Annotated in this window: 8 protein-coding genes; 3 read left to right on the top strand and 5 right to left on the bottom strand. The window is 36.1% G+C overall.

Annotation, left to right across the window (positions count from 1 at the left end; translation table 11 throughout):
- Positions 1–38 precede the first annotated feature (38 nt).
- Positions 39–872 (bottom strand): TetR/AcrR family transcriptional regulator, encoded by an 834-nt coding sequence (locus AC3CH7_RS06020; protein WP_031418856.1) that lies wholly within the window; start codon positions 870–872, stop codon positions 39–41.
- A gap of 99 nt (positions 873–971) precedes the next feature.
- Between AC3CH7_RS06020 and AC3CH7_RS06025 the strand changes: the two genes are divergently transcribed.
- Positions 972–4,061 carry an efflux RND transporter permease subunit gene (locus tag AC3CH7_RS06025; RefSeq protein WP_031418855.1) on the top strand — a complete coding sequence of 1,030 codons (3,090 nt, stop codon included), beginning with the start codon at positions 972–974 and terminating at the stop codon, positions 4,059–4,061.
- Positions 4,062–4,112: 51 nt separating this feature from the next.
- Here the strand turns inward: AC3CH7_RS06025 and AC3CH7_RS06030 are convergent, their stop codons facing one another.
- Positions 4,113–5,681, bottom strand: coding sequence for a glycoside hydrolase family 10-like protein (locus AC3CH7_RS06030; RefSeq protein WP_281486710.1), 1,569 nt, complete (start codon positions 5,679–5,681; stop codon positions 4,113–4,115).
- A gap of 540 nt (positions 5,682–6,221) precedes the next feature.
- On the opposite strand from AC3CH7_RS06030, the gene AC3CH7_RS06035 reads away from it, so the two are divergent.
- A complete protein-coding gene (locus AC3CH7_RS06035) occupies positions 6,222–7,457 on the top strand; it encodes an MFS transporter (RefSeq protein ID WP_036160906.1) in 1,236 nt (411 codons plus the stop codon).
- A 233-nt stretch (positions 7,458–7,690) separates the two neighbouring features.
- Here AC3CH7_RS06035 and mprF read toward each other — a convergent pair whose 3' ends face one another.
- The 3 genes from mprF to AC3CH7_RS06050 form a co-directional block, all read right to left on the bottom strand.
- Positions 7,691–10,213: a bifunctional lysylphosphatidylglycerol flippase/synthetase MprF gene (mprF, locus tag AC3CH7_RS06040; protein WP_036167314.1), complete on the bottom strand. Its 2,523-nt coding sequence runs from the start codon at positions 10,211–10,213 to the stop codon at positions 7,691–7,693.
- Positions 10,214–10,513: 300 nt separating this feature from the next.
- Positions 10,514–11,221 carry a response regulator gene (locus AC3CH7_RS06045; RefSeq protein WP_031418850.1) on the bottom strand — a complete coding sequence of 236 codons (708 nt, stop codon included), beginning with the start codon at positions 11,219–11,221 and terminating at the stop codon, positions 10,514–10,516.
- Positions 11,222–12,823, bottom strand: coding sequence for an ATP-binding protein (locus AC3CH7_RS06050; RefSeq protein ID WP_488381615.1), 1,602 nt, complete (start codon positions 12,821–12,823; stop codon positions 11,222–11,224).
- A 402-nt stretch (positions 12,824–13,225) separates the two neighbouring features.
- On the opposite strand from AC3CH7_RS06050, the gene AC3CH7_RS06055 reads away from it, so the two are divergent.
- Complete coding sequence (locus AC3CH7_RS06055) at positions 13,226–14,488, top strand: dicarboxylate/amino acid:cation symporter (protein WP_031418848.1); 1,263 nt, start codon at positions 13,226–13,228, stop codon at positions 14,486–14,488.
- Positions 14,489–14,510: the final 22 nt, after the last annotated feature.

Genomic DNA, 14,510 nt, shown 5'->3' on the forward strand with positions numbered 1-14,510 from the left:
TGTTCACCGATCTAAAGTGAGCAATTCTATCCTATAATTTAAATATTTAAGTATTTTGCACATACATAAGCAATCCAATGATACGCAGGGCTAAGTCGTAGATTTTCTATTAGCCCCTTTACGATGGCTTTACTGTATGTTGGCTTTTCTATTTCGAGTTTTAGCAGTTCCAATGATTCTTTTTCAATAGAATCCTCAGTATTATCAATATTTTGTTCAATTAACTGCAGTAACATTTCCTTTGAAATATCCTGTTCGCAAGGCTTCGCTATAAAAGTAACAAGCTCCTTCGTAATAAAAGGTATCGTTGTATGTCGTGCAATAATATCTGTTTTTTCTGCTAAAGATTTCGCAAGTTGTTCTAAATCGAGAGGCATATCTGAAAAGATAAAAAGTTCCGCATAGCTCTTCATAAAACCTTTAATACAATACATGACATCGTATTTTGTTTCTTGTAGCTTATCCTGATAAAGTTGCTCCAGCATATAAATGATAGATTTAGACATCTCTGCTTCATACGCTGTTATTTTATGAAATAGCTCTTTTTTTGTTAGAAAGACCTTCTCATTAAAAAATACTCTAGCAGATGCAGAGTGATTTTTGAATGCCTGAAAGATACTTTTATAAAATTCAACCAAAATCGTTTCTTTGTTATACGCCCCTCTGACTACTCGGTCAACATCTGTAATAAATTGTTGTAAGTAGTAGTCAACCATAGAGATAACAAGCTCGTCTTTTGTTTTGAAGGATAAGTAAAACGCACCCTTAGAAATCCCACAACGTTCTGTTATTTGCTGTACTGATGTAGCTTCAAAACCCTGTTCAGAAAACAGCTCTAATGCTTTCTCCATAATTAATTGCTTTTTTAACATATTTTTAACTCTCTCCTAATGCATTTCGTTGACAAATGACCGATTAGTCATTAGTATAAATAATTGAATTTAGTTAGTCAATAAAGGGTAGGTGTGAAGGTGAAAGGTTTAGTTAATTTCGTATTGAAAAACAAATTGGCAGTGTGGTTATTAACAATTATCATCACTGTCTCTGGTATTTATTCCGGCACAAGAATGAAAATGGAATCTATACCTGATATCTCGATCCCATACTTAATTGTCATGGGCGTATATCCAGGTGCAACGCCTGAACAAGTCATGAATGAGCTTTCCATCCCATTCGAAAAATCCATAGAAAGCTTAGAAGATGTGAAGGCAGTTTACTCAACATCCTCTTCCAACGTAGCACAAGTGCAGGTTGAATACGACTATGGCATTGATATGGATGAAAAAAAGCGTCAGTTAGAAGCAGCTTTAGATAATCTAAAATTGCCTGAAGGTGCTCAAGAGCCAACTATTATGGCTATCAGTATGAACATGATGCCAGTAGTAGCTTTATCCGTTAGTAGTTCTGAGGAAGATATTGTCGATCTTACTTCTACAGTAGAAGATGTTTTACTTCCTAAGATTGAAAAAATTGATGGTGTTGCCTCTGCAACCATTACAGGTCAGCATATTGAACAAGTATCCTTTAAATATGATGAAGAAAAAATGGCTGCATTAGGGTTAACAGAGGAATCAGTCAAGCAAATGATTCAAGCAAGCGATATGTCACTATCACTTGGTTTATATCAATTTACTGTTGGAGAACAAGCAGTTTCTGTAGACGGTAAAGTAAAGTCCGTAGATGAACTAAAAGATTTATTAATTCCAGTCACACCTTCAGCAACAAATCCTTCACCATTCGTTCGTCTGGGTGATATTGCAAAGATTGAAGTAGAAGGTAAAGTACAATCTGTGTCCCGTACAAACGGTCAAGATGCTATTGCCATTCAAATCGTTAAGGGTCAAGATGCTAACACTGTAACTGTTGTCAATGCCGTTAAAGACCTTATGAAAGATGAAGAAAAACGTTTAGATGGCCTAAACGTAGATATCTCTCTTGACCAAGGTGCCCCAATTGAAGATTCTGTCTTTACCATGATTGAAAAGGCCGTATTTGGTGGTGCAATTGCTGTATTAATCATCTTGTTATTCTTACGTGATTTCAAATCAACCATTATTTCGATTGTTTCGATCCCAGTTTCAGTTTTCATGGCATTACTACTACTAAACTGGATGGATATTACATTAAACATTATGACCCTTGGGGCGATTACCGTTGCCATTGGACGTGTTATCGATGACTCGATTGTAGTTGTTGAAAACATTTATCGACGTATCCATTTAAAACAAGAAAAATTAACAGGTCGAGCTTTAATTCGTGAAGCAACCATTGAAATGTTTAAACCGATTCTTTCGTCAACATTAGTTACAGTGGCTGTATTTGCTCCACTTATTTTTGTAGGTGGTATGGTTGGCGAACTATTCATGCCATTCGCACTAACAATGACGTTTGCATTAGGTGCATCATTATTAGTAGCCATTACCATTGTACCTGCATTATCCCATTTCCTATTCCGTAAAAAACTATACGGTGAGAAAAAAGAAAGCCAGCATAAAGAAGTTGGTAAACTAGCAACATGGTACAAAGGTGTTTTAGAAAAAGCGTTAAATCATAAAATTATTACGTCTCTAATTGCGATTTTCTTACTTGTAGGTTCACTAGCGTTAACTCCTTTAATTGGGTTTAGCTTTATGGGATCACAGGAAGAAAAAGTTATGTACCTCACATATACTCCTTCAACTGGAGAGCTTGCAGATGAAACTGCAGCAAATGTTGAAAAAGTAGAAAAAGAATTAATGAAGCGCAAAGACGTTGATATTTTACAAGTTTCCATTACAGATGCGAACAATGTCGATCCATCAGCAATGATGATGGGCGGAGGCGCTGGCGGAGCTTTAATGTACCTAATCTTTGATCCAGATATGAAAGACTTCCCTAAAGCTCGTGAAGAAGTAGAAGACTATGTATTTAATATAGGTCAATCAGGAGAATGGAAATCTCAGAACTTCTCTTCAATGTCTATGTCTTCAAACGAAGTAAGCTACACACTATATAGTGATGATTTAGATAAGCTACGAGACGCTGTAAATCAAGTAGAAGGTGCTTTAAAAGATGTGGATGGCCTAGAAGATATTAAATCAGATAACGAAGATCCATATGTTGAAAATGTACTTAAAGTAGAACAGAAGAATGTCCTTCAATATGGTTTAACAACTGCTCAAATCGTGATGGCTTTAAATGCAAATACATCACAAGAAGTTTTAACAACCGTGAAAAATGATGGAAAAGATATTGATGTCATTGTTCAACGTGATGCCAAAGCAGCTGCGACTTCACTTGAGGATGTTTTAGCAACTGAAGTTAAAACAGCATTAGGCACAACGATGACTATTGGTGAGCTAGTAGATGTTGAAGAAGGCACGACTCTTAACTCACTATCTCGTTCAAAAGGTGAATACTTCGCAACAGTATCCGGTACGATTATCGGCGATGATATTTCAAAAGCAACTTCTGCTGCCGATAAGAAAATTGACAAATTAGATTTACCAAAGGGTGTAACAACAGGTGTTGCTGGAGTTGCTGCAGATATGCAAGAAACATTCACGAAGCTGGGTGTTGCTATGCTAGCGGCAATAGCGATTGTATACTTCATTTTAGTTGTTACGTTCGGTGAAGGTTTAGCTCCATTCGCTATTCTCTTCTCGCTTCCATTCGCCGTAATCGGTGCATTTGTTGGTTTATTCGTAACAGGTCAAACGATTTCTGTTTCTGTTATGATGGGTCTACTGATGTTAATCGGTATCGTTGTGACGAACGCCATCGTATTAGTTGACCGTATTATTCATATGGAACATGCTGGTTTAGTCATGCGTGAAGCCATTCTAGAAGCTGGTGCTACACGTTTACGCCCAATATTGATGACAGCTATTGCAACAATCGGTGCGATGGTTCCTATGGCACTTGGTTCTGGTGGTAGTGGATTAATATCAAAAGACTTAGCCATTACTGTAATTGGTGGTTTATTATCATCCACTCTATTAACATTAGTGGTTGTACCAATTGTGTATGAAATGCTTTCAAAAATGTTAAAGAAAAATCGTAAAGATATCGAAGAAAATTAATAAAAAACAGCTACTCATGCGGTTCAATCGCTTGAGTAGCTGTTTTATTATTTATTGAACCTCTTTCACTACAAAAGCTTCCTTGCTTTCTACACCTGTAGCAGAAACGGCCGTAATGCCGTATGTATAGTTTTGCTTAGCAAGAGCTGACTTGTCCACAAATTGAGTGATGCCATCCTTATTATATACAACATCCACTATATTTTGAGGGTCATGGTAGGAACCTTCTTTGTTCCCTTTAAAACGATAAATAACATACTTACGTGGCTGTGTTTCATTATCGTCAATAATTTCAATCTTACGACCTGCCGTTTCCTTTGTCACTTCTACATAAGTCGGCTTGTTCGGCACTGCGTCATCATTCCAAATTGTTTCTGGTGTCATTGCTGTATAATTATATAGCTGTTGACTAACAATTGTTGCATAGCCTAATTTATTGCTTTGAAAACTTCTTAACGAGAAATGCATTTGCCCATCGGCTGCTACTTTTTCTGAACGATTTTCTAGTATTTGACTGGGCAATTCCATTTTATTTTTCCATGCAGCATCACTGTCATTGCCAACTTTATAATCAGCCAATCCAATATATAGATGAACAGGATGCGTTTTTGCATATGTTTGTACTTCATGGCTCCACCAATCTAACAATGTCCCATATTTGGCAACAGATAATGTTCTTGACCAGTAAATTTGCGGGGTAATATAATCAATCGTGCCATTTTGAATCCATGTTCTGACGTCTGCATATAAATCATCGTAATTATTGACACCAGCTCGTGTATCACTTCCTGTTTTATCCAATGATTTATTACGCCATACACCAAATGGTGAAATACCAAATTGTACATATGGCTTTGTCTCTTTAATAGCTGTATAAAGATTTTCAACAAGCCTGTTCACATTATTTCTTCGCCAATCCTCTACCTTGTTAAAGGAAGCACCATATTTTTTGTAAGCTGCTTGATCTGGGAAAACCTCATTTGCAATTTTATATGGATAAAAATAATCATCCATATGAACGGCATCAACATCATAATTGGCTACTAGCTCTCTTACTATTTCAACTAAATAGTCTTGCACCTCAGGTAAACCAGGATTTAAATAATATTGTTTGCCATATTTAACAACCCAGTTTGGATGTGTTATAGCTACATTATCGGGAGCAAGGTCAGTTAGCTTTTGTCCAGACATTGTTACACGATAAGGATTCATCCAAGCATGCAGTTCCATCCCTCGTTTATGTGACTCCTCTACTAGTATCGTAAGAGGATCGTAACCGGGGTTTGTACCTTGTTTTTTCCCTGTTATGTAGGACGACCATGGGGCTAACTCAGATGCATACATTGCATCATTTGTTGGTCTTACTTGATAAATAACAGTATTGAATTTATTGGCTTTTAATTGATCCAATGTTTGGCGTGCCCAAGCCGTGTACTGCTCCTTATTCATACCTGCTTTCATATCAAGATTGAGAACCGTTGAAATCCAGACAGCCCGCATTTCTCGTTTCGGCTGTGTCGTGCTTGCCTTCACTGTATTAGCAGGGATTGCTGATAGGCATAACATCAAAATCATAGCGACTAAAGCAATAAGTTTCCATTTACTATTTTTCTTTCTCATATTTCCTCCATTTGCTATTTTTCTATTTTAGTATATGATAAGTTCACGCTATATGCACGTTCCTGAAGCAACTTCACTAACTGGATCAAATAATAATCATGGAATTTGAATTACTACGTATGACTAAAACAAAATCATTTGTTTCTATAACCCTATTTAAAAAGCGCTTTAGTTAATGCCAAAATATGTATCATTATAATCCCCCCAAAAAACACAGATGACCTACACTTCATTATTATTCCGTTACAATTTCCTTATTTTATATTTTAACCTAATTTTTGTTTGATTCATTCTTTACGCAGTCATAAACTGTATGCTACAATCAACACAACTTATATAGAACGGAGGGTATTCCAAATGACAGCTTCAATTAGACTACGATTTCACATTACTAATTAAATATGTGTACACTTTGCCTGCTGTGCAAGGAAATGGAATTAGGTCTAGTCTGTTTTAGGAATACTGGAAAAGAGGGGACTTCTACTCCCCTCTTTTTTGTTGTCTTTTTACTTTCCACACAGGCATTACTGTTAGAAAGGGATGACGAAATTGGAACATTGGAAACGTAATACAATACTTTTTTTAAGTAGTCAGACGATTTCACTTTTTGGCTCTGCTCTTGTGCAATATGCCATTACATGGTATATCACGCTTACAACGCAATCAGGCAGCATGATGACCATTGCGATTATTTGTGGCTTTTTACCAACCTTCTTCCTAGCGCCTATTGCTGGTGTCTGGGCAGATCGTTATAACCGAAAATGGCTTATTATCTTGGCGGATGGCATGATCGCCTTATCTACGCTCTTTTTAGCCATTTTATTTTTAATCGGCTATGATGAACTCTGGCTATTGTTTGTCATATCGGCGGTACGTGCAGTTGGTGCAGGTATTCAAACACCAGCTGTGGGCGCTATTTTACCGCAATTTGTACCTGAAGAGCATTTAATGAAAGTTAATGGAGCGAATAGTAGTATTCAAGCTTTTATCATGATTCTTGCACCTATGGCAAGTGGAGCATTATTAACGATGGCTTCAATCGAGTCTATTTTCTTTATTGATGTGACAACAGCTGCTATTGCTATTGCTATTTTCTTATTATTTCTGCATATTCCTGCACATGCGAAAGCTAATCAGCCACAAACAACAGGTTATTTTAGTGATATGAAACAAGGCTTTATCTACATTAAAGAGCATGCTTTCTTGAAACATTTATTCTTGTTCTTTGCCTTTTTCATGCTGCTCGCTGCCCCTGCTGCCTTTTTAACACCTTTGCAAGTTACTCGTAGCTTTGGTAATGATGTCTGGCGCTTGACTGCTATCGAGATGGCCTTTGCCATTGGGATGTTAATTGGTGGTATCGCAATCGCAACATGGGGTGGCTTTAAAAATAAAGTGCATACGATGACATTATCTGCTTTATTATTTGGTCTTTGTACAATGGCTCTCGGAGTCATTCCTGTTTTTTGGCTGTATCTCATAATCATGACAGTTACTGGAATAGCTATGCCAATCTTTAATACACCCGCAACGGTGTTATTACAAGAAAAAGTGAATAGTGATTATATGGGAAGAGTATTTGGCATTCTTAGTATGATATCTACCTCTATGATGCCTTTAGGTATGCTTATTTTCGGTCCGATTGCAGACATTATTGCTATCGAGTGGCTACTTATTGGTACAGGAATCCTCTTATTTATCCAAGGATTTTTCCTACTGGGCAGTAAAGTCTTATTACATGCTGGAAGACCTACTGCTGAGCATAAAGATGTTTAAACATCCTTCTAGTTAATCAACTGACGTTTGCAAACCTGCTGCAAAGCACCTTCCTCGATGTTAAGAAAGTCCTGTCACCATGCAGGGCTTTTTTAATTATCATCATTTTTCTTCTAACAAAACTTATTGAAAAGGCTTTTGCCTGCTGAAAGTGAATAAACGACTAACAGATGAAAATAACAAAACAGCCAACACACAGCTGACTGTTTTGTTTCTGAAATTTTAAAGGGGCACTATTTTCTCTTGCTACCGATTAACAATGTGATTTGTGCCATCGTGAATGGTAATGATGATTTTTTCCGATACGCTACATATTTGGGTACCCAAAAATCTGCATATTTTAACTTGAAGTTTTTTAATCCTTTAAAATGATAAAAATGCTGTCCATGTAGAAAGAATTGCGCAGCTATTTTTTCACTTAAAAAGGAATATCTAGATTGTCCGACGTTGGATAAAGGAGACATCCCCATATTAAAGACACGATAACCTTCCGATTTTGCCCATTCAAATAGTGATAGGAAAATGAAATCCATTGTTCCAGATGGTGAGCCAGGCTTAAAGCGCATAAGATCAACAGAAACCCTTTCCCCTTGATCATACATGGGCATAATACTAGCAAAGCCAAACGTTCCTTGAGCACCACGTAAAACAGCAATATTTGAAGTACTTAAATAATGTTCATCAAAAAAACCAAGTGAAAAACCCTTCTCTGCCCTTCCCTGCAACCATTTTGCTGATACCTCTTTCAATTCCTTCATGACTTCCTGAGAATAAGGTGGACTCATTATTTCCACTATATAATTTTCACGTTCAAACTTATTTCTGATTGCTCGGCTACCCTTCATTTCTTTTCCTGTAAATGTAAATTTATCTAAATCTACAAAGGCTTCCTCACCAAGCTTAAAGAAACTATATCCATACTCGTGTAAGGCGGAGAAAATTTTATTGTTAATTTCGTAAAATACAGGTGTATAGCCATAACGATCAGCCATTTCCAAAAATTCCTGGATAGCAGATAAAAAATCAGATTCATTACCAACCGGATCTCCAAGAACAATAATCTTATCTGCATAAATTTGATAAGAGAATAAAACTGTTCCTTTATCATTCCAATGTACAAATTTATCATGTAAAAAAATTAAATGTGAATACTCCGTCCCTTGATAGGACATCAAATGATTTTTAATAGCTTCCTCTTGTTCATGAGATAAAAGTTTGACCATTTTCTTAGGTGTACATATAAAATAGCCTATATAAAAAATAACAATGGCGATCAGAATACCGATAATCGCACTATTAAAGAGGTCCTGATAATCGGTTATCATATAGTCTTGTAGGGCACTAGGAAAATGAATTTTGGCAGAGGGCAAATTAACGTAGCCAATTACCACATACATCGCTGTAATAACAGTTACTACAGCAAAATCAATAATGACAATTCCCCATGTCAAAACATAACTTTCTCGATAAAACTGCTTTTTTGACACCATTAATAACACTGCGACAATGACTAAAAAAATGGCTTCCTCATAATCAAAACCTTTAAAAATTGAAAATAGCGCCGAACTACTTAGCACAACAATAGCGAGCTGGTAGGCCCTTTTTACCTTGTATTTGATTCCCCTACATAACCCTAACAGTATAAAGCCCGCTGCCACGGTCAATTGATGGGATACATTCATAATGGGCGAGGATAAAAACTCCTGAGCAATTTTTAGACGACTTAGTATCCCTGGCAAAGCTGCAGATAGCAATAAAATAATGCCAGATATAAACACCAATATGGTTAATAGCGTATGGCTTAGTTTCTGAAAAATAATATTAGGTAAGTCATCCCAAGATTGATTCCACCGCATCCAATATTCTTTAATAAATAAGAGTACAGAAACTAAAAATGGTAGAACAAAATAGCCCACTCGATACAATATTAATAGAAACAACACCTTTTCATCAGCAATTCCAATACTTTGTGTTCCCCATAAAAAAACGAGATCAAAGGAGCCAACACCGCCAGGTATCATACTGACTATTCCTGCGCTAGAAGCAATTAAAAAAATGGGAATTAATGTAGATAATTCTATTGGAATCTTCAAAATAAACGTTAAAGCCCAGATCACAAAAAATACGGCAAGCCACTCAGCTACTGAAGTGATCATCAATTGAACTGATATTTTTGGTGTTAAAGAACTTTCCTTTTTATAGCGAATTATATACATCGCCAAAAAAGCTGGTACATATAGGCTGACAAGAACTACGGCAATCGATAACCATCGTTCTTCTTTAAGCAACGGGAAATCCCAAAAGAATATATACATAATCCACGTTAACAAGGAAATTCCGGTTAAATAAAACAGTGTGACCGAAGCAATACTTCGCATCATGCCTTCTTGATCTTCTTTATATTTGGTATAAAAATAATCGCGTAAAAATATACCAACTAATCCCCCAAAGCCAATGAGGTTTGAAAAGGTATTAACAATAAATGAATGATTGAGCAGATTACGTTTATTAATCTTGATACGTAAGATGTTTGCTAAAATAACATCGTAAAAAATCATTGGGGTAATCGCTAAAAAGGTGATTAGAAAGATCAATAAAAGCTCCCATAGCTGAAGCTCATTCACTTCTTTTTGTAGTAAATGAACATCTATCCCACTCACTGTTTGTTGAATTTCATAAATAGCTATCCCCAAAAGTATTATTGGGAAAATAATTTTTAATAATTTCAACAGTGCCTCTTTTCGAACGGTAAACATATGCCAAACCTACTTCCCATAATCTAACTAAACTTTCTATTACCTATTTAAGGTAACAGACTATTTCCATATTGTAACGTATTCTTTGCTATATGTATTGTCAAAGTAAGGTACTACTATTCATTAATAAATAAACTATATAGAACAATTTTATACTCCTAACTAACCAACATCAAAAGGGCCATTTTCATCCCTCTATAATTAGAGAAATAAAAATGACCATTATTGGCTCTAATTTTTTAGAGTCGCATACAGTAAAGTGAATGACCATACAACCGATAAATCTAACATAACTAATGATTAGATATAGTAACGATGAATAGGACGTCCTACACTTCCATATTGTATATCTACTTTTAATAGACTTTGCTTTTCTAAGAAGTCAAGATAACGTCTAGCTGTAACACGTGCTGTACCTATATAAGTAGAAACCTCCTCGGCAGATACTGCCCCACCACTTGTTTGAATATAGGCAAACACTTTATCTAACGTAGCTCGATTAAACCCCTTTGGTAGCTCCTCTATAGTAATTGCCTCCGTTCCTGCTGTTGTAATAACAACTTGCTCAGGGAGACGTTGCTGCATTAAATGATCCACATCATGCTGGGTTAAATCCTGCATACCGCTTATTTTTTTTCTGTAGCTTCGATAATTTTTTAATGTTTGCTCAATCCGCTCAAATGTAAAAGGCTTCATAATATAATCATATACACCTAAGTGTAAAATACGCTGCACAGTGGGCATATCATTCGCAGCAGTTACAGCGATAACATCGACCGGAAGATGCTCCTCTCGAATTTTCCCTAACGTAATAATGCCATCTTGCTCTGGCATAAAAATGTCTATAAAGACAAGCTCTGGGGTTAATTGTTTAATTTTTTGAATTCCCTCAATACCATTACTAGCATAGCCGACTAAAGAAAAACCTTTGATTTGCTCAATAAATTGCCTGTTCACTTCTCGTACCATTGGATCATCTTCAATTAATAAGACATTTATTACATCCATCTATACTTCTCCTAACTCAAATAAAATTAAGAAACTTGTTCCTTTCATAAATTCACTCACTACTTCTATATCTCCGTTGCCTTTTCTTATAATTTCATAGACTAGATGCAAGCCAATGCCCCGATTTTCAGCAGCCTTTGAAGAAAATCCATTTTCAAACATACGATCCTGTACCTCTTTGGACATGCCAATCCCATTATCAGAAACTGCTATCGCTAAGACTCCATCATGCTCGTCTACAGAGATGGCTACATATTTATCTTCTTTAGAAAGGACATTCAAAGCCTCAAAAGCATTTTCAATTAAATTGCCGAGTAACACAACAAAATCATGATGATCTAATAGAGGAGGAAAGCGTTTAAAATGACTTTTCTGATCAATCTCAACCTCGATACCCAGTTCTTTTCCATAACTTACTTTACTTAATAACAAACCTGAAATATTTTCATTATGAAAGCGTTCGTTTAAGAACTTCGTCAATGATGCTTCATTTTCAGTGGTGACTGTAACATATTCAAGTGCTTGCTTTGTGTGTCCCAGTTGTAATAGTCCTGCAATCGTATGAATTTTATTTTTATGCTCATGGGTTTGCACACGTAATGCTTGAACAAAGGCCTTTACACCTGTCACTTCCTCTGCAAGCTTCTTCACAGCTGTTAAATCTTTAAACATAGCAACTGCCCCAACTAGCTCGCCATTCACAATAATGGGGACACGATTACTTAAGATACTATGATGATTAATGTAAAGCTCTTGATCATAAACAGGAGTTGCTGTTTCAACAATTTCAGGCAGGCGAGTATCCGGCAAAACATCATAAATCTTTTGTCCAATACAGTCCTCTATTTTCCGAGTAACACCTAAAATATCAGCTGCTTTCTCATTAAAAATCGTTATATTCATCTCCTTATCAACGGCTATTATTCCCTCATGCATAGCATTAAAGGTTTCTGTTCTTTCCACATACATTTTGGCAATTTCATGAGGTTCTAGCCCAAACATTTGTTTTTTTATATGCCGTCCAAGTGTATATGCGCCAAAAATACTGAAAATCAGTGAGATAACAATAGTTATCATAATTTCTCGCTCATAGCTTTGTAGCATTTCTAGCAGTGTCGGTAATGAATAGCCAACTACTATAATGCCCACTTGCTCCCTTTTGTCATTAATAATGGGGACAAAAGCCCGTATCATGACACCTGATTCTCCACGTGCCTTCGAAACATAATAATGCTCACTAAATGCCGCATTTAAATCCTGCGACTCACTGCGCTGTCCTAATTCCTTACTTACTGGATGAGATAGTTTAATACGATCCATATTCATCACAACAATATACTCTGCCTTATTAATCACTCTAATGCCATCTACAATTTTATTAATATTTTTGGCGGATTCTTTTATATTGTCATTGTTCAAATGCACACTTAACTCTGGTACATTCGATACAGTTCGTGCTACAAGCATTGCTCGCTGACCGTAATCTTTTTCCTGTTCAGATAATAAGTTACCGAGTACAAAAATACCACCTAGTAAAAAGGAGAGTGCAATGATTAAAAATGTCATTAACAGTATTTTGCCGTTTACAGGCATTTTCATCATTCAATAAATCCTTCCTTTCAAATTCGCATTCTCATTAGTAGTGGCACACATATTTACGATATGGTTTTAAGATTATCTGCAAAAAATTCTTTTGACAACACCTTTAGTCTATATAAATAGCAGAAAATATTGAATTTAATGAACAATATTATAATTCGACCATTTACAATGAACTCTTTTTTTATTTTATGTTTTTGTATTATAACAATAATAGATTAACTTTAGCGTACCATAACAGAGATAGTTATTGATATTACTATATTTATATGTGAATGTAAGAAAATGTACTTAATGAACGTTATGTTTCTTATTTTCTAAATCTCTTTTTTTAAGAAGTATTCGCTATGATGATTCTAGTGAAAGCGATATCAAAGAGAAAATTTAGAAAAGAGGTAGCAAAAAATGAGGATACTGAAAAATTTAACTGTTCAGGTTATTGTGGCTATCATCCTTGGGATTATTGTTGGTGCCATTTTCCCCGAGTTCGGTGCTAGTTTAAAAATCTTAGCAGATCTATTCATTAAATTAATTAAAATGTTAATTGCCCCAATTATCTTCCTAACAGTTGTTATTGGAATTGGCAGTATGGGGGATATGAAAAAGGTTGGGAAAATCGGAGGTAAGGCATTACTTTACTTCGAGATAGTTTCCACAATTGCCTTAGCAATCGGAATTGCTGTTGCTTTAATTGTAAGTCCTGGTACTGGATTAGATACATCAGGTGCGTCTGATGCTGATATTTCGAAATATACAACTGCTGCGGCTGAATCTGAGCAAGGCTTGGGTGCATTTATTTCTAGTATTATTCCCGAAAATGTAGTGGGTGCATTGGCAACTGGTCAACTATTACCAGTCCTATTCTCTGCTATTTTATTTGGCTTAGCAGCTGCCTCAATCGGAGCACCTGCAAAACCAGTCATCACATTCTTTGAGCAAGTAGCAGAAATCTTCTTCAAGATTGTCAGTATGGTGATGAAAATATCACCAATTGGAGCTTTTGGTGCAATGGCCTATACAATTGGGAACTTTGGATTAAAATCCTTAGGTAATCTAGGTCTATTAATGGCTGCCGTATATATTACAATGTTTTTATTTGTTGTCTTTATTTTAGGTGGCATTGCAAAGTTTTTTGGATTCAATATTTTTAAATTTATTGCTTACATCAAAGATGAAATTTTCTTAGTAATTGGGACATCCTCCTCTGAATCAGCTCTACCATCTATGATGCGAAAGCTAGAGAATTATGGCTGCTCAAAGCAGGTTGTAGGTTTAGTCGTTCCTACTGGGTATTCATTCAATCTAGATGGGACTTCTATTTATCTATCAATGGCAGCCCTGTTTATTGCACAAGCATACGGGATGGACCTAACTTGGATTCAAATCATTACATTACTCGGAATTTTAATGATTACTTCTAAAGGTGCAGCGGGTGTAACCGGATCAGGATTTATTACATTAGCAGCGACTTTAGCTGCTTTCCCAATGATACCAGTGGAAGGAATAGCACTTTTAATTGGTGTCGATCGTTTTATGTCAGAGGCTCGTGCTGTTACAAATTTAATTGGTAATGGCGTTGCTTGTGTGGTAGTATCGAAATCCGAAAAAGAATTTGATGTCACGATGGAAGAACGTGCCCTTCAAGGAAAGGCCACTATAGTATCCTAAGAAAAAGGGTAGTGATGACAGC

Source organism: Lysinibacillus sp. F12, assembly GCF_057773605.1.